The organism is Streptococcus sp. HMSC071D03 (genome assembly GCF_001812125.1).
Taxonomy (GTDB): domain Bacteria; phylum Bacillota; class Bacilli; order Lactobacillales; family Streptococcaceae; genus Streptococcus; species Streptococcus pseudopneumoniae_N.
In genome coordinates this window covers 18173-40836 of sequence record NZ_KV807757.1, presented here as the reverse complement: position 1 = coordinate 40836, position 22664 = coordinate 18173, and the positions used below count along the sequence as shown (strand labels likewise).

19 protein-coding genes and 1 pseudogene are annotated in these 22664 nt (G+C 43.2%); 19 read left to right on the top strand and 1 reads right to left on the bottom strand.

Features of this window, described 5'->3' with window-relative positions; translation table 11 throughout:
* Window positions 1–20 precede the first annotated feature (20 nt).
* From HMPREF2837_RS06315 to purB, 12 genes and pseudogenes are all read left to right on the top strand, one after another.
* Window positions 21–3746 carry a phosphoribosylformylglycinamidine synthase gene (locus HMPREF2837_RS06315; RefSeq protein ID WP_049549436.1) on the top strand — a complete coding sequence of 1242 codons (3726 nt, stop codon included), beginning with the start codon at window positions 21–23 and terminating at the stop codon, window positions 3744–3746.
* A 169-nt stretch (window positions 3747–3915) separates the two neighbouring features.
* Window positions 3916–5357: pseudogene (purF, locus tag HMPREF2837_RS06310) on the top strand (amidophosphoribosyltransferase).
* Window positions 5358–5393: 36 nt separating this feature from the next.
* Window positions 5394–6416, top strand: a complete 1023-nt coding sequence (gene purM / locus HMPREF2837_RS06305) for a phosphoribosylformylglycinamidine cyclo-ligase (protein ID WP_049549438.1) — start codon at window positions 5394–5396, stop codon at window positions 6414–6416.
* Window positions 6416–6970, top strand: a complete 555-nt coding sequence (gene purN, locus HMPREF2837_RS06300) for a phosphoribosylglycinamide formyltransferase (RefSeq protein WP_049549439.1) — start codon at window positions 6416–6418, stop codon at window positions 6968–6970. Before purM ends, purN begins: the two co-directional genes overlap by 1 nt.
* Before the next feature lie 44 nt (window positions 6971–7014).
* Window positions 7015–7479, top strand: coding sequence for a GNAT family N-acetyltransferase (locus tag HMPREF2837_RS06295; RefSeq protein WP_049549440.1), 465 nt, complete (start codon window positions 7015–7017; stop codon window positions 7477–7479).
* Between the two features lies 1 nt (window position 7480).
* The gene (gene purH, locus HMPREF2837_RS06290; RefSeq protein WP_049549441.1) at window positions 7481–9028 is read left to right on the top strand and encodes a bifunctional phosphoribosylaminoimidazolecarboxamide formyltransferase/IMP cyclohydrolase; all 1548 of its coding nucleotides are present in this window, start codon (window positions 7481–7483) and stop codon (window positions 9026–9028) included.
* Window positions 9029–9149: 121 nt separating this feature from the next.
* A complete protein-coding gene (gene purD, locus HMPREF2837_RS06285) occupies window positions 9150–10415 on the top strand; it encodes a phosphoribosylamine--glycine ligase (RefSeq protein ID WP_049549442.1) in 1266 nt (421 codons plus the stop codon).
* A gap of 201 nt (window positions 10416–10616) precedes the next feature.
* The gene (gene purE / locus HMPREF2837_RS06280; protein ID WP_049549443.1) at window positions 10617–11108 is read left to right on the top strand and encodes a 5-(carboxyamino)imidazole ribonucleotide mutase; all 492 of its coding nucleotides are present in this window, start codon (window positions 10617–10619) and stop codon (window positions 11106–11108) included.
* A complete protein-coding gene (gene purK, locus HMPREF2837_RS06275) occupies window positions 11095–12174 on the top strand; it encodes a 5-(carboxyamino)imidazole ribonucleotide synthase (protein ID WP_049549444.1) in 1080 nt (359 codons plus the stop codon). Before purE ends, purK begins: the two co-directional genes overlap by 14 nt.
* A gap of 120 nt (window positions 12175–12294) precedes the next feature.
* The gene (locus tag HMPREF2837_RS06270) at window positions 12295–13245 is read left to right on the top strand and encodes a ketopantoate reductase family protein (protein ID WP_049549445.1); all 951 of its coding nucleotides are present in this window, start codon (window positions 12295–12297) and stop codon (window positions 13243–13245) included.
* Window positions 13246–13253: 8 nt separating this feature from the next.
* Window positions 13254–13481, top strand: coding sequence for a hypothetical protein (locus tag HMPREF2837_RS06265; RefSeq protein ID WP_049549446.1), 228 nt, complete (start codon window positions 13254–13256; stop codon window positions 13479–13481).
* 55 nt (window positions 13482–13536) lie between these two features.
* Window positions 13537–14832 carry an adenylosuccinate lyase gene (gene purB / locus HMPREF2837_RS06260; RefSeq protein ID WP_049549447.1) on the top strand — a complete coding sequence of 432 codons (1296 nt, stop codon included), beginning with the start codon at window positions 13537–13539 and terminating at the stop codon, window positions 14830–14832.
* A 312-nt stretch (window positions 14833–15144) separates the two neighbouring features.
* Here the strand turns inward: purB and HMPREF2837_RS06255 are convergent, their stop codons facing one another.
* On the bottom strand, window positions 15145–15861 hold the full coding sequence (locus HMPREF2837_RS06255; protein WP_049549448.1) for a GntR family transcriptional regulator: 717 nt from the start codon (window positions 15859–15861) through the stop codon (window positions 15145–15147).
* Between the two features lie 324 nt (window positions 15862–16185).
* Between HMPREF2837_RS06255 and HMPREF2837_RS06250 the strand changes: the two genes are divergently transcribed.
* The 7 genes from HMPREF2837_RS06250 to lacD all read left to right on the top strand — a co-directional run.
* Complete coding sequence (locus HMPREF2837_RS06250; protein WP_075230738.1) at window positions 16186–17973, top strand: glycoside hydrolase family 35 protein; 1788 nt, start codon at window positions 16186–16188, stop codon at window positions 17971–17973.
* On the top strand, window positions 17970–18446 hold the full coding sequence (locus tag HMPREF2837_RS06245; RefSeq protein WP_075230737.1) for a PTS sugar transporter subunit IIB: 477 nt from the start codon (window positions 17970–17972) through the stop codon (window positions 18444–18446). Before HMPREF2837_RS06250 ends, HMPREF2837_RS06245 begins: the two co-directional genes overlap by 4 nt.
* Window positions 18447–18472: 26 nt before the next feature.
* Complete coding sequence (locus HMPREF2837_RS06240; protein ID WP_075230736.1) at window positions 18473–19378, top strand: PTS mannose/fructose/sorbose/N-acetylgalactosamine transporter subunit IIC; 906 nt, start codon at window positions 18473–18475, stop codon at window positions 19376–19378.
* Window positions 19365–20186 (top strand): PTS system mannose/fructose/sorbose family transporter subunit IID, encoded by an 822-nt coding sequence (locus HMPREF2837_RS06235; RefSeq protein ID WP_004250397.1) that lies wholly within the window; start codon window positions 19365–19367, stop codon window positions 20184–20186. The genes HMPREF2837_RS06240 and HMPREF2837_RS06235 overlap by 14 nt, the downstream gene beginning before the upstream one ends.
* A 3-nt stretch (window positions 20187–20189) precedes the next feature.
* Window positions 20190–20594, top strand: a complete 405-nt coding sequence (locus tag HMPREF2837_RS06230) for a PTS sugar transporter subunit IIA (RefSeq protein WP_000167443.1) — start codon at window positions 20190–20192, stop codon at window positions 20592–20594.
* Between the two features lie 118 nt (window positions 20595–20712).
* Complete coding sequence (locus HMPREF2837_RS06225) at window positions 20713–21879, top strand: SIS domain-containing protein (RefSeq protein ID WP_049549451.1); 1167 nt, start codon at window positions 20713–20715, stop codon at window positions 21877–21879.
* A gap of 10 nt (window positions 21880–21889) precedes the next feature.
* Window positions 21890–22664: tagatose-bisphosphate aldolase (gene lacD, locus HMPREF2837_RS06220; RefSeq protein WP_075230735.1), on the top strand; the 775-nt coding region annotated here is incomplete at its 3' end.

Here is a 22664-nt window from a genome sequence, read left to right as displayed (position 1 = left end):
ATAGAAATAAAGGAACTAAAATGGATAAACGTATTTTCGTTGAGAAAAAAGCTGATTTTCGTGTCAAATCTGACTCTTTAGTAAAAGAGTTACAGCATAATCTTCAGTTGAAAACTTTAAATGATCTTCGTATTGTTCAGGTTTACGATGTTTTTAATTTAGCAGAGGATTTGTTTGCGCGTGCGGAAAAACATATCTTCTCTGAGCAAGTGACCGATACTGTTTTGGATGAAGCCGCGGTTAAGGCTGATCTTGAGAAGTATGCTTTCTTTGCTATCGAAAGTTTGCCTGGTCAATTTGACCAACGTGCAGCATCTTCACAAGAAGCTTTGCTGTTGCTAGGAAGTTCTAGTGAAGTGACAGTCAATACTGCCCAACTTTACTTAGTGAATAAAGATATCGATGCGACTGAACTAGAAGCTGTCAAGAACTACCTTCTCAATCCAGTTGATTCTCGTTTTAAGGACATCACGACAGGGATTGCCAAGCAAGAATTTTCAGAGTCAGACAAGACCATTCCCAAATTGACTTTCTTTGAAAGCTATACAGCGGAAGATTTTACGCGCTACAAGGCCGAGCAAGGGATGGCCATGGAAGTGGATGATTTGCTCTTTATCCAAGACTATTTCAAGTCAATCGAGCGCGTGCCGACTGAGACGGAACTCAAGGTTTTGGATACTTACTGGTCTGACCACTGCCGTCACACGACTTTCGAGACTGAGTTGAAGCACATCGATTTTTCAGCTTCTAAATTCCAAAAGCAATTGCAGTCAACCTATGACAAGTATATTGCCATGCGTGATGAGTTGGGGCGTTCTGAAAAACCGCAAACCTTGATGGATATGGCGACTATTTTCGGTCGTTATGAGCGTGCCAATGGACGTTTGGATGATATGGAAGTGTCAGACGAAATCAATGCTTGCTCAGTAGAAATCGAAGTGGACGTTGATGGTGTGAAAGAACCATGGCTCCTCATGTTTAAAAACGAAACCCACAATCACCCAACTGAGATTGAGCCATTTGGTGGGGCGGCTACTTGTATCGGTGGTGCTATTCGTGACCCATTATCAGGTCGCTCATATGTTTACCAAGCTATGCGTATCTCAGGTGCGGGTGATATTACAGCACCGATTTCGGAAACTCGTGCTGGTAAATTGCCACAACAGGTCATTTCTAAGACAGCGGCTCATGGTTATTCTTCATATGGTAACCAGATTGGGCTTGCGACGACCTACGTTCGTGAGTATTTCCACCCAGGTTTCGTTGCTAAGCGTATGGAGCTAGGTGCTGTTGTCGGTGCAGCTCCTAAGGGCAATGTTGTCCGTGAAAAACCGGAAGCGGGAGATGTGATTATTCTCCTTGGAGGTAAGACTGGACGTGATGGTGTCGGTGGTGCGACAGGCTCTTCTAAGGTTCAAACAGTTGAGTCCGTGGAAACTGCTGGAGCTGAAGTTCAAAAAGGGAATGCTATAGAAGAACGCAAGATTCAGCGTCTCTTCCGTAATGGTGAGGTCACTCGTCTCATCAAGAAGTCCAATGACTTTGGTGCTGGTGGTGTCTGTGTGGCTATCGGTGAATTGGCAGATGGTCTTGAAATTGATCTAGACAAAGTGCCATTGAAATACCAAGGTTTGAACGGTACAGAAATTGCCATCTCTGAATCTCAAGAGCGTATGGCTGTAGTGGTTCGTCCAGAAGATGTAGACTCCTTCATTGCAGCATGTAACAAAGAAAATATTGACGCTGTTGTCGTTGCGACAGTGACTGAAAAACCAAATCTTGTTATGCACTGGAATGGTGAAACGATTGTTGATTTGGAACGTCGTTTCCTTGATACAAACGGTGTACGTGTAGTTGTGGATGCTAAGGTGGTTGACAAGGATGTCAAGCTTCCAGAAGAACGCCAAACATCTGCCGAAACCCTTGAAGTAGATACGCTTGCAGTCTTGGCTGACCTTAACCATGCCAGTCAAAAAGGCTTGCAAACCATCTTTGATAGCTCAGTTGGTCGTTCAACAGTCAATCACCCACTTGGTGGTCGCTACCAAATTACACCAACTGAAGCTTCTGTACAGAAATTGCCAGTCCAACATGGCGTGACAACAACTGCCTCTGTTATGGCACAAGGGTTCAACCCATATATCGCAGAATGGTCTCCTTATCATGGTGCGGCTTATGCAGTCATCGAAGCAACTGCTCGTTTGGTTGCTGCTGGTGCAAACTGGTCTAAGGCTCGCTTCTCTTATCAAGAATATTTCGAGCGGATGGATAAACAAGCAGAGCGTTTTGGCCAACCAGTAGCTGCTCTTCTTGGATCCATTGAAGCTCAGATTCAACTTGGGTTGCCATCTATCGGTGGGAAGGACTCTATGTCTGGTACCTTTGAAGAATTGACAGTGCCACCAACCTTGGTTGCTTTTGGGGTAACAACTGCAGATAGCCGTAAGGTTCTTTCTCCAGAATTTAAAGTCGCTGGTGAAAATATCTATTACATCCCAGGTCAAGCTTTGGCCCAAGAAATTGACTTTGATCTTATCAAGTCTAACTTTGCTAAGTTTGAAGCCATCCAAGCTGATCACAAAGTGACAGCAGCATCAGCTGTCAAATATGGTGGTGTGGTTGAAAGTTTGGCTCTTGCTACCTTTGGGAACCATATCGGTGCAGAGGTAATCTTGCCTGAACTTGAAAGTTCTTTGACAGCTCAATTAGGCGGATTTGTCTTCGCCTCTCCTGAAGAAATTGCTGGAGTAGAGAAGATTGGACAAACAAAAGCAGACTTTACACTGACTGTAAACGGTGTGAAGCTAGATGGACAGAAACTTGACAGTGCCTTCCAAGGAAAACTGGAAGAAGTTTACCCAACAGAGTTTGCTCAAGCCAAAGAACTGGCTGAAGTACCAGCTGTGGTATCAGATGTTGTGATTAAATCCAAAGAAAAGGTTGCAAAACCTGTGGTTTACATCCCAGTCTTCCCAGGAACTAACTCAGAATATGACTCAGCTAAGGCTTTCGAAAAAGAAGGTGCAGAGGTCAACTTAGTGCCATTTGTGACCTTGAATGAAGAAGCCATTGTCAATTCAGTTGAAACTATGGTTGACAACATCGGCAAGGCTAACATTCTCTTCTTTGCAGGTGGTTTCTCAGCTGCGGACGAGCCAGATGGTTCCGCTAAGTTTATCGTCAACATCCTTCTCAATGAAAAAGTCCGTGTGGCTATTGATAGCTTTATCGTCCGTGGTGGCTTGATTATCGGTATCTGTAATGGATTCCAGGCCTTGGTTAAATCAGGTCTTCTTCCATACGGAAATTTCGAGGATGCTAATAGTACTAGTCCAACCCTCTTCTACAATGATGCCAATCAACACGTGGCCAAGATGGTGGAAACCCGTATTGCCAATACCAACTCACCATGGTTAGCTGGTGTGCAAGTAGGCGATATCCACGCTATTCCTGTTTCGCACGGTGAAGGGAAGTTTGTCGTGACGGCTGAGGAATTTGCTGAGCTCCGTGACAATGGACAAATCTTCAGCCAATATGTTGACTTTAACGGCAAACCAAGTATGGATTCTAAGTACAATCCGAATGGTTCTGTCCATGCCATAGAAGGAATTACCAGCAAGAACGGCCAAATCATCGGTAAGATGGGACACTCAGAACGTTTTGAAGACGGACTCTTCCAAAATATTCCAGGAAATAAAGATCAATATCTCTTTGCATCAGCTGTGAAATACTTTACTGGGAAATAAGATTTGCAGATTTTCTAACTAGATAACTATCAGTAAATGTAAAATCAAGTAGATCTAACTTGCTATAATTGCAAATGATTTATTGTTGCGAGTGAAACGAGCTTCTGCCGTATCATTCCGCTCTAGTATCGTTAAGGAATGATACACAAATAAAAATTAGGTATATAGAATGACATACGAAGTAAAATCTCTTAATGAAGAATGTGGTGTTTTGGTATCTGGGGTCACCCAGACGCTGCCAAATTGACCTATTTTGGACTCCATAGTCTTCAGCACCGTGGTCAGGAGGGGGCAGGAATCCTCTCCAATGACCAAGGGAAATTGAAGCGTCATCGTGATATGGGGCTTTTATCAGAAGTCTTTAAAAATCCTGCGAATTTGGATAAATTGGCAGGAACTGGAGCGATTGGGCACGTGCGTTATGCGACTGCGGGAGAAGCTTCTGTAGACAATATCCAACCTTTCCTCTTCCGCTTTCACGACATGCAGTTTGGTTTGGCTCATAATGGGAATCTGACCAATGCAGAATCGCTCAAGCAAGAATTGGAACAAAGAGGAGCGATTTTCAGCTCAACCTCTGACTCTGAAATTTTGGCTCACCTTATTCGCCGTAGCCACAATCCAAACCTGATGGGTAAAATCAAGGAAGCACTCAGTCTTGTTAAAGGTGGTTTTGCTTATCTCTTGATGTTTGAGGACAAGTTAATTGCAGCGCTTGATCCAAACGGCTTCCGTCCTCTGTCAATCGGGAAAATGACGAATGGAGCAGTAGTGGTTTCATCTGAGACCTGTGCCTTTGAAGTAATCGGTGCTGAGTGGATTCGTGATGTGAAGCCAGGCGAGATTGTCATTATTGATGACAATGGCATCCAGTATGACAGCTATACAAACGATACTCAGTTGGCTATCTGTTCCATGGAGTATATTTACTTTGCCCGTCCTGACTCGAATATCCATGGTGTCAATGTCCATACGGCTCGTAAGAGAATGGGAGCTCAACTGGCACGTGAGTTCAAGCACGAAGCTGATATTGTAGTTGGGGTACCAAATTCCTCACTCAGCGCAGCGATGGGCTTTGCCGAAGAATCAGGTCTGCCAAATGAAATGGGTCTCATCAAGAACCAATATACGCAACGGACCTTTATCCAGCCGACTCAAGAATTGCGCGAGCAAGGAGTTCGTATGAAACTGTCTGCTGTTTCTGGTGTCGTGAGAGGCAAACGTGTGGTCATGATCGATGACTCGATTGTACGAGGCACGACATCTCGTCGTATCGTAAAATTGCTGAAAGAAGCAGGTGCTACAGAAGTTCATGTGGCGATTGCTAGCCCAGCTCTGGCTTATCCATGTTTCTATGGAATTGATATTCAGAGTCGTGAGGAATTGATTGCGGCCAATCATACCGTTGAGGAAACTTGCCAAATCATTGGTGCGGATAGTCTGACCTATCTTTCGATTGATGGCTTGATTGATTCTATCGGCATCGAAACAGATGCGCCAAATGGCGGCCTCTGTGTGGCTTACTTTGATGGGAAATATCCAACTCCTCTCTATGATTATGAAGAAGAATATCGTAGAAGTTTGGAAGAAAAAACGAGTTTTTACAAATAAAATTCCCCATTGAAGGAAAGGAAAAGGAAAAAACAAATGACAAATAAAAATGCATACGCTCAATCAGGTGTGGACGTTGAAGCGGGTTATGAGGTTGTTGAACGCATCAAAAAACACGTGGCACGTACAGAGCGTGCGGGTGTTATGGGAGCTCTTGGTGGTTTTGGTGGCATGTTCGACCTTTCAAAAACAGGTGTTAAAGAGCCTGTTTTGATCTCAGGTACAGATGGTGTTGGTACTAAGCTGATGCTAGCTATCAAGTATGACAAACACGATACCATCGGTCAAGACTGTGTGGCTATGTGTGTCAATGATATCATTGCTGCAGGTGCTGAGCCCCTTTACTTCCTTGACTACGTCGCAACTGGTAAAAATGAACCAGCTAAGCTTGAACAAGTGGTTGCTGGTGTGGCTGAAGGTTGTGTACAATCAGGTGCGGCCCTCATCGGTGGGGAAACTGCTGAAATGCCTGGTATGTATGGCGAAGACGACTATGACTTGGCTGGATTTGCTGTTGGTGTTGCAGAAAAATCTCAAATCATCGACGGTTCAAAAGTGACAGCAGGGGATGTGATTCTGGGGCTTGCTTCAAGCGGTATCCACTCAAATGGTTACTCACTTGTTCGTCGTGTCTTTGCGGACTATACAGGTGAAGAAGTCCTCCCAGAATTGGAAGGCAAGAAACTCAGGGAGGTTCTTTTGGAGCCAACTCGTATCTACGTTAAAGCTGTTTTGCCACTCATCAAAGAAGAATTGGTTAACGGTATTGCCCACATCACAGGTGGTGGTTTCATCGAAAATGTGCCACGTATGTTCTCAGATGATTTGGCTGCTGAAATTGACGAAAGCAAAGTACCAGTCCTTCCAATTTTCAAAGCCCTTGAAAAATATGGCCAAATCAAACACGAAGAAATGTTTGAAATCTTCAACATGGGTATTGGTCTCATGCTTGCAGTTAAACCAGAACATGTTGAACGTGTCAAAGAACTTCTCGACGAACCTGTTTATGAAATCGGTCGTATTGTGAAGAAAGATGGCGCAAGTGTGGTGATTAAATAATGGTTAAAAGGATTGCGGTATTTGCCTCTGGCAACGGCTCAAACTTTCAGGTGATTGCGGAACAATTTCCAGTAGAATTTGTCTTTTCAGATCACCGGGATGCCTACGTTTTAGAACGCGCCGAAAAACTAGGGGTTTTATCTTATGCCTTTGAACTTAAAGAGTTTGAGAATAAGGCAGACTATGAAGAAGCCATCGTCGAACTTTTGGATGAACACAAGATTGACTTAGTTTGTCTCGCAGGCTATATGAAAATCGTTGGCCCAACTTTACTAGCAGCTTATGAAGGTCGTATCATCAATATTCACCCAGCTTTTCTCCCTGAATTTCCAGGCGCTCATGGTATTGAGGATGCTTGGAATGCAGGTGTGGACCAGTCTGGCGTGACTATTCACTGGGTGGATTCGGGTGTGGATACAGGAAAGGTCATCAAACAAGTCCGTGTGCCATTCCTTGAAGGGGATACCCTTGATACTTTCGAGACTCGCATCCACGAAACAGAGTACAAACTCTATCCAGAAGTCTTGGATAGTTTAGGGGTGGGGAGAATATAAGAAGTAAATCAAGTTTTGATTTTGCAATATTGCTGGGAGAAAAAATGATTGAGATAAAATTAGTAGATGAGAGCAGTTATCAGGCAGTGCTGGATTTGAAAATATCTGAAGCTGATGAACGAGCACGTTTCGTGTCTCCAAATGTACGCTCTTTAGCTGACGCATGGCTCTACCGAGAGAATGGGGATGTGTTTCCAATGGCAATCTATTGGAATAAGCTTGTAGTTGGTTTTCTCCTGTTGGAAATAGATAAGGATGAAGCGGAATACTTTATCTGGAGGATAATGATTGGTCGGCAGTACCAAGGAAGAGGTTATGGTCGTAAAGCCTTGGAAGTTCTAATCAAAGAGGCCCAGATGGATAGAGTCTGCAGTCATATTGTTGCAGATTATGTGGTTGGAAATGAAAAAATGAAGCACCTGTTGACTAGTTTGGGTTTTCAGGAAGCAGGATTTATAGAAGAAAATAACGAAGTCGCTATGCGCTTGGACTTAAAGAAAGAGGAATAGAATGACGAAAAAAGCCTTAATCAGTGTCTCAGATAAAGCGGGCATTGTTGAATTTGCCCAAGAACTCAAGAAACTTGGTTGGGATATCATCTCAACAGGTGGGACCAAGGTTGCCCTTGACAATGCTGGTGTTGACACCATTGCTATCGATGATGTGACTGGTTTCCCAGAAATGATGGACGGTCGTGTCAAGACTCTCCATCCAAATATTCACGGTGGGCTTCTCGCTCGTCGTGATTTGGATAGTCACCTAGAAGCAGCTAAGGACAATCAGATCGAATTGATCGACCTTGTTGTGGTCAATCTCTACCCCTTTAAGGAAACCATTCTCAAACCAGACGTAACTTACGCTGATGCTGTGGAGAACATCGATATCGGCGGTCCATCCATGCTTCGTTCGGCAGCTAAAAACCACGCTAGCGTGACCGTTGTTGTAGACCCTGTTGACTATGCTGTTGTTCTTGACGAATTGGCAGCAAACGGCGAAACCTCTTATGAAACTCGCCAACGTTTGGCAGCCAAAGTATTCCGCCACACAGCGGCTTATGACGCCTTGATTGCAGAATACTTCACAGCTCAAGTGGGTGAAAGCAAGCCTGAAAAACTCACTTTGACTTATGACCTCAAGCAACCAATGCGTTACGGTGAGAACCCTCAACAAGACGCAGACTTCTACCAAAAAGCCTTGCCAACAGACTACTCTATTGCATCTGCTAAACAGCTTAACGGTAAGGAATTATCCTTCAACAATATCCGTGATGCTGATGCTGCTATCCGTATCATCCGTGACTTCAAAGAACGTCCAACCGTTGTGGCTTTGAAACACATGAACCCATGTGGAATCGGTCAAGCTGACGATATCGAAACAGCTTGGGACTACGCTTATGAGTCTGACCCAGTGTCTATCTTTGGTGGAATCGTCGTTCTTAACCGTGAGGTAGATGCTGCGACAGCTGAGAAGATGCACGGCGTTTTCCTTGAAATCATCATCGCACCAAGCTATACGGATGAAGCGCTAGCCATTTTGACCAACAAAAAGAAAAACTTGCGCATTCTTGCCTTGCCATTTGACGCACAAGATGCCAGTGAAGCAGAAGCAGAATACACTGGTGTTGTTGGTGGTCTCCTCGTTCAAAACCAAGACGTTGTGAAAGAAAGTCAGGCTGACTGGCAAGTTGTTACCAAACGCCAACCAACTGAGACAGAAGCGACAGCCCTTGAGTTCGCATGGAAAGCTATTAAATACGTCAAATCAAACGGTATCATCGTAACTAACGACCACATGACATTGGGTGTTGGTCCTGGTCAAACCAATCGTGTGGCTTCAGTTCGTATTGCTATTGACCAAGCTAAAGACCGTCTTGACGGTGCTGTTCTTGCTTCAGATGCCTTCTTCCCATTTGCGGATAACGTGGAAGAAATCGCCAAAGCAGGCATCAAGGCCATCATCCAGCCAGGGGGCTCAGTCCGTGACCAAGAGTCTATCGAAGCTGCTGATAAATACGGCTTGACTATGGTCTTCACAGGCGTGAGACATTTTAGACATTAAGAAAATAAAAGGGAAGAAAACAGTTTCTTTCCTTTTTTCGCTTTAAAAGCGAAACGAAACAAGATTAAAACGAACGTTTATGGTATAATATTAGTAAATAATTCGCAAAAGAGGTTGAAAGATGAAGCTGTTAGTTGTCGGCTCGGGGGGTCGTGAACATGCCATTGCTAAGAAGTTGCTTGAGTCAAAAGACGTTGAAAAAGTTTTTGTAGCTCCTGGAAATGACGGAATGACTTTGGATGGTCTGGAATTGGTAAATATCTCTATTTCCGAACATTTTAAGTTGATTGACTTTGCAAAAGCCAACGATATAGCTTGGTCCTTTATCGGTCCAGATGATGCCCTTGCTGCTGGAATCGTGGATGATTTTAACCAAGCTGGGCTTAAGGCCTTTGGTCCGACAAGATTGGCGGCTGAGTTGGAGTGGTCTAAGGATTTTGCCAAGGAAATCATGGTCAAATACGGCGTTCCGACAGCAGCCTATGGCACATTCTCGGACTTTGAGGAAGCCAAGGCCTATATCGAAAAGCAGGGTGCGCCTATCGTAGTCAAGGCGGATGGCTTGGCGCTTGGGAAGGGTGTCGTCGTTGCGGAGACGGTTGAGCAAGCAGTCGAAGCAGCTCACGAGATGCTTTTGGACAATAAATTTGGTGACTCAGGTGCGCGTGTGGTTATTGAGGAATTCCTTGAAGGAGAGGAATTTTCACTCTTTGCCTTTGTCAATGGGGACAAATTCTACATCATGCCAACGGCTCAGGACCATAAACGTGCCTACGATAGCGATAAGGGGCCTAACACTGGTGGGATGGGTGCCTATGCACCAGTTCCTCACTTGCCACAGAGCGTGGTGGACACAGCAGTGGAGACTATTGTCAAGCCAGTTCTTGAAGGGATGATCAAAGAAGGTCGTCCGTATCTTGGTGTCCTTTACGCAGGGCTTATTCTGACAGCTGATGGACCTAAGGTCATCGAGTTCAACGCTCGTTTTGGAGATCCTGAAACGCAAATCATCTTGCTTCGTTTAACATCTGACTTTGCACAAAATATTACGGATATCATCGATGGCAAGGAGCCAAACATCACCTGGACGGACAAGGGTGTGACTCTGGGTGTGGTTGTCGCATCCAACGGTTATCCGTTAGACTATGAAAAAGGTGTCAAGTTGCCATCCAAGACAGAAGGCGACATTATCACCTATTATGCAGGGGCTAAGTTTGCGGAAAATAGCAGAGCACTGCTATCAAACGGTGGACGTGTCTACATGCTCGTCACCACAGCAGACACCGTTAAAGAAACCCAAAACACTATCTATCAAGAACTCGCTCAACAAAAAACAGAAGGCCTTTTTTACCGAACCGATATCGGAAGCAAGGCCATAAAAGATTAACAGCTACTAAATTTGTCATGGCGAGCGAAAGCGAGCCAAAGTACGATAATGGTCGCCGTGGTGAAAAGACCAGAACAATTTCTGTTCTGGTCTAGGGAAACTTTGAGACCTTAGGCTCAAAGTTTAGGAATGAAACCGAAGGTTTGCTTCCGTCCCTACCACCTAAGACCATTATCAAAAAAGAAGAAAAAAGGAAAAATTATGACTAAACCAATTATTTCCATCATCATGGGCTCAAAATCCGACTGGGCAACCATGAAAAAAACAGCAGAAGTCCTAGACCGCTTCGGTGTAGCCTACGAGAAGAAGGTTGTATCTGCCCACCGCACACCAGACCTCATGTTCAAGCATGCCGAAGAAGCGCGTAGTCGTGGTATCAAGGTCATCATCGCAGGTGCTGGAGGCGCAGCCCACTTGCCAGGAATGGTAGCTGCCAAAACAACTCTTCCAGTCATCGGCGTGCCAGTCAAATCTCGTGCCCTTAGTGGCATGGATTCACTTTACTCTATCGTGCAGATGCCGGGTGGAGTACCTGTTGCGACCATGGCTATCGGTGAAGCAGGAGCGACAAACGCTGCCCTCTTTGCCCTCCGTCTCCTTTCAGTAGAAGATCAGGCTATCGCGACAGCATTGGCAGATTTTGCAGAAGAGCAAGGAAAAATCGCAGAGGAGTCGACAAATGAGCTCATCTAAAACAATCGGAATTATAGGTGGCGGCCAGCTGGGTCAGATGATGGCCATTTCTGCTATCTATATGGGGCACAAGGTCATTGCGCTGGATCCTGCTGCGGATTGCCCAGCCTCTCGCGTGGCGGAAATCATCGTGGCGCCTTATAACGATGTAGACGCTCTCCATCAGTTGGCTGAGCGTTGCGATGTCCTCACCTATGAGTTTGAAAATGTCGATGCCGACGGTTTGGATGCTGTCATCAAGGATGGACAACTCCCTCAAGGGACAGACCTGCTTCGCATTTCCCAAAATCGGATTTTTGAAAAGGACTTTCTCTCAAACAAGGCTCAAGTCACTGTAGCACCTTACAAGGTTGTGACCTCAAGCCAAGATTTAGCAAATATGGACCTATCGAAAAACTATGTCCTCAAGACTGCGACTGGTGGCTATGATGGCCATGGACAAAAGGTCATTCGCTCAGCAGCAGATTTGGCAGAAGCCTATGCGCTAGCTGACTCAGCAGACTGCGTTTTGGAAGAATTTGTCAACTTTGATCTTGAAATTTCTGTTATCGTTTCTGGGAATGGCAAGGACGTGACAGTTTTCCCGGTTCAGGAAAATATCCACCGCAACAATATCCTGTCTAAGACCATCGTGCCAGCCCGCATTTCGGATCGTTTGGCAGAGAAAACCAAGGCTATGGCAGTGCGAATCGCAGAACAACTGAACCTCTCTGGGACCCTTTGCGTGGAAATGTTTGCGACAGCTGATGACATCATTGTCAATGAGATTGCCCCACGCCCACATAACTCTGGCCACTATTCAATCGAAGCCTGCGACTTCTCCCAGTTTGACACCCATATTCTTGGTGTTCTCGGAGCACCATTGCCAGCCATCCACCTCCATGCTCCAGCTGTTATGCTCAATGTCCTCGGCCAACACGTCGAGGTTGCTGAAAAATATGTGACAGAAAATCCAAGCGCCCACCTCCACATGTATGGTAAAATAGAAGCAAAGCACAACCGCAAAATGGGACATGTGACTTTGTTTAGTGATGCGCCGGATAGTGTGGAAGAGTTTGGGGAGTAAGACAGGACCCTAATTACAATGTCCGTTGTCTTACCCCTGCAAGGTTGACTAGGTTTGTCGTAGCTGATAAAGTCAGCAAGAGAAGCCAGTCAACTACTGCTGAAAGGGATTGATTTTTAAGTGGAAATAGCGATTTTAGGACTTGGAGTTATCGGGACTACTTATGCTTATGCTTTTCAAAAAGCAGGTCATCAAGTGGAACACGTACTTAGAGATAGTAAGAAAAACAATGCTCCCAAGGAGTTGTTGGTTGATCTGCTAGATGGCCGTTATCATTCCAAAGGTGAGAACAAACACGACACCTATGAGGTTCGTGTGGCAGAAGTTGATTCGGAATATGATTTTATTTTTCTCAGTGTGCGCCATGGGTTTGTCAAAGAAGCTGTGGAGACCTTGCGAAAAAATAATATCAAAGGCACTCTCGTTTTCTTCTGCAATTTCTGGGATACTCAAAAAGAGGTCCAAGAGTGGGCAGGGGATTACGACTATATTCTGGCCTTTCCGACAGCGGGCGGTCACATGCAAGAGGACCATTTGGATGGTGTCTTGTTTGATCATTTAATGCTAGAAGGTGAGCAAAAAGCACACATTTCTAACTATGGTGATCTGACGACTTTACTGACTTCTGCAGATTTGAAGTGGGAAGTGCCTCATGATATGGTCGAGTGGATTTGGATTCACATGGCGATTAATGCAGGTGTCACTTCGACAGCTGCGCGTTCGGGGAATTTGGAAAATCCAGAACAGCTGGCTCTGAACTTGATGAATAGTTCTTCGGAATTATCATTGGCCATCAAGGCCATTCGAGAGGCTTTGAAAGTCGTAGAAGCGCGTGGTGTAAATTTGAAGCTTTATAAAGCTGAACTCTTACCTTACAAAATTCCCGCTTGGATTGCAGGAAAAGCCATGAAAATCATGTTTGCGAAAAATGAGCTGACCCGAAAAATTATGACCTTGCACAATGATAAGCAGGACATCTTCTACTGTTGTCAAAGTGTTTATCAGACCGGTCAGGAGTTAGGTGTGAAGATGCCTATTCTGGAAGCAAATATGAAGGGTCTTTCGATTTAGGAGGTTTTATGATTCAACTCATTGTCAACGCATTTGTTGAAAAAGAGAAGACCGGAGCAGTCGTCGAAGTCTTGTATGCTAGTAGCGATCATGAAAAAGTGAAAGCTAAGTATGAAGAGCTGACTGCTCAGTATCCTGATAACTATTTAGCTATCTATGATCTACCGCTTGATACGGATTTGAATACACTCAATCATTATCCATCTGTGTGGATTGGGAAAGAAGAATTTGAATAAAGTGATTGCCGTTTGCTAACTGATGTGAAACATCAAAAGAAAGGAAAATAAAACAATGATCGAACGTTACTCTCGCCCTGAGATGGCGAACATTTGGAGTGAAGAAAATAAATACCGTGCTTGGCTTGAGGTGGAAATCTTGGCTGACGAGGCATGGGCTGAGTTGGGGGAAATCCCTAAGGAAGATGTGGCTTTGATTCGCGAGAAAGCGGACTTTGACATCGACCGTATTTTGGAGATTGAGCAAGAGACTCGTCACGATGTGGTTGCCTTTACACGTGCGGTTTCTGAAACGCTTGGCGAAGAGCGCAAGTGGGTTCACTATGGTTTGACTTCTACCGACGTGGTGGATACGGCCTACGGTTACCTCTACAAGCAGGCCAACGACATCATCCGTCGTGACCTTGAAAACTTTACCAACATCATCGCTGACAAGGCTAAGGAGCACAAGTTCACTATTATGATGGGGCGTACCCATGGTGTTCACGCTGAGCCGACAACCTTTGGTCTTAAATTGGCGACTTGGTACAGTGAAATGAAGCGCAATATCGAGCGTTTCGAGCATGCGGCTGCTGGTGTTGAAGCTGGTAAGATCTCTGGTGCGGTTGGAAACTTCGCCAACATCCCACCATTTGTAGAGGAATACGTCTGCGAAAAGCTGGGTATCCGTGCTCAAGAAATCTCTACACAGGTCCTTCCTCGTGACCTTCACGCTGAGTACTTTGCGGTTCTTGCTAGTATCGCGACTTCTATCGAGCGTATGGCAACGGAGATCCGTGGTCTCCAAAAGTCTGAGCAACGCGAAGTGGAAGAGTTCTTTGCTAAGGGCCAAAAAGGGTCTTCAGCTATGCCTCACAAACGCAATCCTATCGGTTCTGAAAATATGACTGGGCTTGCGCGTGTTATCCGTGGCCATATGATTACAGCCTATGAAAACGTTGCTCTCTGGCACGAACGCGACATTTCCCATTCATCAGCTGAGCGCATCATCACACCGGATACAACCATTTTGATTGACTACATGCTCAACCGTTTTGGAAATATTGTCAAAAACTTGACAGTCTTCCCAGAAAACATGATCCGCAACATGAACTCGACTTTTGGTCTTATCTTTAGTCAGCGGGCTATGTTGACCTTGATTGAAAAAGGCATGACCCGTGAGCAAGCCTATGACTTGGTGCAACCAAAAACAGCTTACTCTTGGGACAATCAAGTAGACTTCAAACCCCTTCTCGAAGCAGATCCAGAGGTGACATCACGCCTCACACAAGAAGAAATCAACGCAATCTTCAACCCTCTTTATTACACTAAACGAGTGGATGATATCTTTGAACGTCTTGGTTTAGGATAATTAGAATAAAAATCAAATTTCTATTACTCCATTTATAGGAGTAGCAGAACTTCGATTTTTCTTGTTTATTAAAGCTTTTTTGCTAAAAAGATTCCCAATATTTTAGTAAAATTTAAAACAAATTTATACTCAATGAAAATCAAAGAGCAAACTAGGAAGCTAGCCGCAGGCCGTACTTGAGTACGGTAAGGCGACGCTGATGTGGTTTGAATTAGTATTAATCGATCTTCATTGACATATAGAAAATACAGTTTTGATTGGATATAATAAGCATTGAAAAAGCCCAAGCGATGAGGCTCAGACTTTTAATGTTTAGTGATCGCGATCACATGAGATAAATTTAATCTTATAGAAATCAGAACGTTTGTAAGTTTCAATGTATTCCAACACTTGGCCGGTTGACTCAAGTTTAGTTGTCTTGGTTTGGAGAACAGTTGGGAATTGAGCGTCGATTCCTAGGATAGAAGCAGCATGTTCTGGAGTTGGAAATACAATTTCATTGATTTCTTCAAAATGCTCGTCATTCATGTGAATGTGGTAGTCCAATTTGAAACGATTATAGATAGAACTATAGTATTCAAGATTTGGATAATTTGCATTGATGTATTGTTCAGGGATATAAGATGTGTGGTAGATATAAGTAATACCGTTAGATTCACGGATACGTTCGATTTTGTAATAAAATTGATCGCCACGCAATCCCAATTTTTCTAAGTAGTTAAGATCGTTACCGCGTTCAATAGAAAGAACAGTGACTTTATCGTCCTTGGTTTCAAAAATTTCTACATCAGAAAATTCTACGAGTTTGTGCTTGCGAGCTCGAGCCACAAAGGTTCCCTTACCTTGTTGACGGACAATATAACCGTCTTTAGCAAGGTCGTTTAAGGCGCGAACAACAGTGATTGAACTTACGTCATACATTGCAATCAACTCTGCTTCAGTGTAGAACTTGTCGCCACTTGCAAATTGACCTGAAATGATTTTGTTTTTTAATTCATCTTTGATATATTGATACTTTGGAATTGCCATATTTTCACCTCATTTTTTCCTTCTTCATCTTCGATTTTACCATAAATAGTTTGAAAATGATAGTAAATAATGTGAAAAAATAAAATAATAGGCTAAGCGATTGACTTATTTATTTTTTACTATTAAAAATTCAGGAAATCAAGTAATTTAGGTGGAAAAAATTTAATATAAAATACTTTTTACAAGAATTTTAGAAAAGAATTCAGTAAAAAAAGAAAAAGTTTAAATAATTTTCGAAAAATCTATTGACAATATGGATTCATTAGTTTATCATTTAATATAACAATAAATGAAAGCGCAAACGAAAAAGTATGGGGTGGTAAAATGACAAGGTTTAAAATTGAGGATGATTTTTACCTAGATGGGGAACCATTCAAAATTTTATCTGGTGCCATTCATTATTTTAGAATTCCTGAAGAAGACTGGTATCATTCATTGTACAATCTCAAGGCTTTAGGTTTTAACACTGTTGAAACCTACGTCGCTTGGAATTTGCATGAGCCAACTGAGGGAAACTTCAATTTTGGTGGCAATCTTGATATTGAAAAATTTCTTCAGACAGCTCAGGACTTAGGCTTGTATGCTATTGTTCGACCATCTCCCTTTATCTGTGCAGAGTGGGAATTCGGTGGTTTACCAGCATGGCTTTTAACTAAAGACATGCGAATCCGTTCTTCTGATCCAGCCTTTGTTGAAATGGTAGGACGTTACTACGATTATTTACTTCCGCGTCTTGTTTCAAGATTGTTGGACAATGGCGGTAATATCCTCATGATGCAGGTTGAAAATGAGTACGGTTCATACGGTGAGGACAAGACCTACTTGCGTGAGATTCGCCGATTGATGGAAGAACGTTCAGTGACTTGTCCGCTCTTTACATCTGATGGCCCATGGCGAGCAACTCTGAAAGCTGGAACCTTGATTGAAGATGATCTCTTTGTAACAGGGAACTTTGGCTCGAAAGCTAACTTCAACTTTTCGCAAATGCAAGAGTTCTTTGATGAGTATGGCCAGAAATGGCCACTCATGTGTATGGAATTCTGGGATGGATGGTTTAACCGATGGAAAGAACCAGTCATCACGCGTGAGCCAGAGGAGTTAGCAGAAGCCGTACATGAGGTGCTAGAGCAAGGCTCTATCAACCTTTATATGTTCCACGGTGGAACTAACTTTGGTTTTATGAATGGTTGTTCAGCTCGAGGAACTATTGATTTACCACAAGTAACATCTTATGATTATGACGCTCTCCTTAATGAAGCTGGCAATCCAACTGCTAAATACATGGCAGTTAAAGAAATGATGGCTACTTATTATCCTGAGTATCCACAATTAGAACCGCTTTACAAAGAAAGCATGGAAGTTGAAAACATTCCATTGGTTGAGAAAGTTTCTCTATTTGAAACCTTAGATAGTTTAACAACTCCAACTGAAAGTCTCTATCCTAAGAAAATGGAAGAGTTGGGACAAAGCTACGGCTACCTTCTCTATCGTACAGAAGCTAGTTGGGACGCAGAGGAAGAACGCATCCGCATCATTGATGGACGCGATAGAGCTCAGCTGTTCGTAGATGAGAAATGGGTCGCAACTCAGTACCAAACTGAAATTGGAGAAGATATCTTCTATCAAGGAGAAAAGAAAGCGCTCTCTCGTTTTGACATCCTTATTGAAAATATGGGGCGTGTCAATTACGGGCATAAGTTCCTAGCAGATACACAACGAAAAGGGATTCGTACAGGTGTCTGCAAAGACCTACACTTTATGCTGAATTGGGAACACTATCCGCTTCCACTAGATAATCCTGAAAAGATTGATTTCTCAAAAGGATGGACAGAAGGACAACCTGCCTTTTACGCCTACGACTTTGAAGTTGAGGTGCCAAAGGATACCTACTTAGACTTATCTGAGTTTGGCAAAGGGATTGCCTATGTCAATGGCCGTAATCTAGGCCGTTTCTGGAATGTTGGTCCAACCTTATCACTTTATATTCCACACAGCTATCTCAAAGAAGGTGCTAACCGTATCATTATCTTTGAAACTGAAGGGGATTATAAAGAACACATACATTTAACTCGTAAACCTACACTAAAACACATAAAGGGGGAAAACTTATGACAATTGTAGGATGCCGTATCGATGGACGTTTGATCCACGGACAAGTAGCCAATCTTTGGTCTGCTAAACTCAATGTTTCACGCATCATGGTCGTTGACAATGAGGTTGTGAACAATGACGTTGAGAAGAGCGGATTGAAACTTGCAACACCACCAGGTGTAAAACTTAGTATCTTGCCGGTTGATAAAGCTGCAGCCAATATCCTTGCTGGCAAATATGACAGCCAACGTCTCTTGATTGTAGCACGCAAACCTGACCGTTTCCTTGGTTTGGTTGAAGCAGGCGTACCGCTTGAAACAGTCAATGTCGGCAACATGTCTCAAACACCAGAAACTCGTTCTATCACACGTTCAATCAACGTTGTAGATAAAGACGTAGAAGATTTCCACAAATTGGCGGAAAAAGGTGTAAAACTTACTGCTCAAATGGTTCCAAATGATCCAGTTTCAGACTTTTTGAGCTTATTAAAATAGGAAAAAATTTTTAGGAGGTCATTGTTATGATACAATGGTGGCAAATTTTACTTCTCACTTTGTACTCAGCTTATCAAATCTGTGATGAGTTGACGATCGTTTCTTCTGCAGGTTCCCCTGTATTCGCTGGTTTCATTACTGGTTTGATCATGGGAGATTTGACAACTGGTTTGCTTATCGGTGGTAACTTGCAGTTGTTTGTCCTTGGGGTTGGTACCTTCGGTGGTGCTTCTCGTATCGACGCAACTTCTGGTGCGGTTCTTGCAACAGCATTCTCAGTTTCACAAGGGATTGACGCACCTCTTGCAATTACAACAATTGCGGTTCCTGTAGCGGCACTTTTAACTTACTTCGACGTACTTGGTCGTATGACTACTACATTCTTCGCACACCGTATTGATGCTGCGATCGAACGCTTTGACTACAAAGGAATCGAACGTAACTACCTTCTTGGTGCGCTTCCATGGGCTGCTTCTCGTGCCCTTCCAGTATTCTTCGCCCTAGCTTTCGGTGGAGAATTCGTACAAGCAGTTGTAAACTTTGTTAAAGAATTCCAATGGGTTGCAGACGGTTTGACTCTTGCAGGTCGTATGCTTCCAGGTCTTGGATTCGCTATCTTGCTTCGTTACCTTCCAGTTAAACGTAACCTTCACTACCTTGCTATGGGATTCGGTTTGACAGCTATGTTGACTGTTCTTTACTCATACGTAACAGGTCTTGGTGGAGCAGTTGCTGGTCTCATTGGCACTCTTCCTGCTGAAGTTGCAGAAACTATCGGTTTTGCTAACAACTTCAAAGGATTGTCTATGATCGGTATCTCTATCGTAGGTATCTTCCTTGCAGTTGTTCACTTCAAAAACAGCCAAAAAGTTGCTGTAGCAGCACCTTCTACACCATCAGAAAGTGGGGAAATTGAAGATGACGAATTCTAATTACAAATTAACAAAAGAAGATTTTAATCAAATTAACAAACGTAGCTTGTTCACTTTCCAATTGGGATGGAACTACGAACGTATGCAAGCATCAGGTTACCTTTACATGATCTTGCCACAATTGCGTAAAATGTATGGAGATGGAACTCCTGAGTTGAAAGAAATGATGAAAGTTCATACTCAATTCTTCAACACTTCACCATTCTTCCACACAATCATCGCTGGTTTTGACCTTGCCATGGAAGAAAAAGATGGCGTTGTCTCAAAAGATGCGGTTAATGGTATCAAGACAGGTTTGATGGGACCATTCGCTCCTCTTGGAGATACTATCTTTGGTTCACTTGTACCTGCTATCATGGGATCTATCGCTGCAACAATGGCTATCGCTGGTCAACCTTGGGGTATCTTCCTTTGGATTGCAGTTGCAGTAGCGTATGACATCTTCCGTTGGAAACAGTTGGAATTTGCCTACAAAGAAGGGGTTAACCTTATCAACAACATGCAAAGCACTTTGACAGCTTTGATTGAAGCTGCATCTGTACTTGGTGTCTTCATGATGGGTGCTCTTGTAGCAACAATGATCAACTTTGAAATTTCATACAAATTGCCAATCGGTGAAAAGATGATTGACTTCCAAGACATCTTGAACTCAATCTTCCCACGCTTGCTTCCAGCAATCTTCACAGCCTTTATCTTCTGGTTGCTTGGTAAGAAAGGTATGAACTCTACAAAAGCTATCGGTATCATTATCGTGCTTGCCTTGGCACTTTCTGCCTTTGGTAAATTTGCACTTGGAATGGGCGCATAATTTATGACTAAATCATTGATTTTAGTGAGTCACGGTCGTTTCTGTGAAGAACTTAAAGGTAGCACAGAGATGATTATGGGTCCACAAGACAACATTCATGCAGTAGCTCTTCTTCCAGAAGATGGGCCAGAAGATTTTACTGCGAAATTTGAAGCTGCTGTTGAAGGTTTGGATGATTTCCTAGTCTTTGCTGACCTCCTTGGTGGAACACCATGTAACGTGGTGAGCCGTCTGATTATGGAAGGTCGTGACATCGAACTTTATGCAGGAATGAATCTTCCAATGGTGATTGAATTTATCAATGCGAGCCTAACTGGCGCTGATGCAGATTATAAGAGTCGTGCTTCAGAGAGCATTGTCAAAGTTAATGATTTATTGGCAAGCTTCGATGACGATGAAGATGAATAAGGTGTAATAACGGAAATACTGTTAGAACATATTTCATAGAATATAAATGGGAATGGGGCTTACTCCCATTCCCATATTTTAAATAAAAAACAATATAATAATAGATTAGAGGAACTCAATGCTAGATTATACAAAAGAAGAATTGCTTGAGTTGGGAGCAGAAATCACAACTCGCGAAATTTACCAACAACCAGACGTTTGGAAAGAAGCTTTTGAAGTTTATCAAGCACGACGTGATGAAATTGCAGCCTTCTTACAAGGAATTGCTGACAAACATGACTACATCAAAGTTATCCTGACTGGTGCTGGAACTTCTGCTTATGTAGGTGATACTCTGGTTCCTTACTTTAAAGAAGTTTATGATGAACGTAAATGGAATTTTAATGCTATCGCGACAACTGATATCGTAGCAAACCCACAAACTTATTTGAAAAAAGATGTGGCGACTGTTTTGGTATCATTCGCACGTAGCGGAAACTCGCCTGAGAGTGTAGCAACCGTTGACTTAGCAAAAGCTTTAGTTGACGAACTTTACCAAGTAACAATCACATGTGCGGCTGAAGGGAAATTGGCTCTTCAAGCTCATGGTGATGACCGCAACCTCTTGCTCTTGCAACCAGCTGCTTCCAACGATGCTGGATTTGCGATGACTTCAAGCTTCACTTCAATGATGTTGACAGCGCTCTTGGTATTTGATCCGACAGACTTTGCTGTTAAAGCTGAACGTTTCGACGTGCTATCTAGTTTAGCTCGCAAAGTTCTTGACAATGTGGCAGATGTCAAAGAGTTGGTTGACCTAGACTTTAACCGAGTGATTTATCTAGGTGCAGGTCCATTCTTTGGTCTGTCTCATGAAGCACAGCTTAAAATTTTGGAATTGACTGCTGGTCAAGTAGCGACTATGTATGAAAGTCCAGTTGGCTTCCGTCATGGTCCAAAATCTTTGATCAATGAAGATACAGTTGTTTTGGTATTTGGTTCAACCACAGATTACACTCGCAAGTATGATTTGGACTTGGTTCGTGAAGTTGCAGGCGACCAAATTGCTCGACGTGTTGTTCTCTTGAGTGATCAAGCCTTCGGCCTTGAAAATGTGAAGGAAGTAGCACTTGGATGCGGTGGGGTTCTGAATGATGTTTACCGTGTCTTCCCTTACATCGTTTATGGTCAGTTATTTGCTCTCTTGACTTCACTTAAAGTTGGTAACAGACCAGATACACCATCACCTACAGGTACAGTTAACCGTGTAGTTCAAGGTGTCATTATTCACGAGTTTGAAAAATAAGGAGTTATTTATGAGTAAATTAAAATTAAGCCCAAATAAACGTGCTTGTATGCAAAAACTCTCTGATGAGAATGGTATCATCTCAGCTCTTGCTTTTGACCAACGTGGTGCTTTGAAACGCCTTATGGCTCAATACCAAACAGAAGAGCCAACAGTAGCTCAAATGGAAGAACTTAAAGTATTGGTAGCGGATGAATTGACAAAATACGCTTCATCAATGCTACTTGACCCTGAGTACGGACTTCCAGCTACAAAAGCTCTTGATCCAAATGCAGGTCTTCTCCTTGCTTATGAGAAAACAGGATACGATACAACAAGTACAAAACGCTTGCCAGACTGCTTGGACGTTTGGTCTGCAAAACGTATCAAAGAACAAGGTGCAGATGCCGTTAAATTCTTGCTTTACTATGACGTAGATAGCTCTGACGAACTCAACCAACAAAAACAAGCCTACATTGAACGTATTGGTTCTGAGTGTGTAGCTGAAGATATTCCATTCTTCCTTGAAATCTTGGCTTACGATGAAAAGATTGCGGACGCAGGTTCTGCAGAATACGCTAAAGTAAAACCACACAAAGTTATCGGTGCTATGAAAGTCTTCTCAGACCCACGCTTCAACATTGATGTCTTGAAAGTAGAAGTTCCAGTTAACGTGAAATACGTTGAAGGCTTTGGTGATGGCGAAATTGTTCATACACGTGAAGAAGCAGCTGCTTTCTTCAAAGCACAAGATGAAGCGACTAACCTTCCTTACATCTACTTGAGTGCAGGTGTATCAGCTAAAC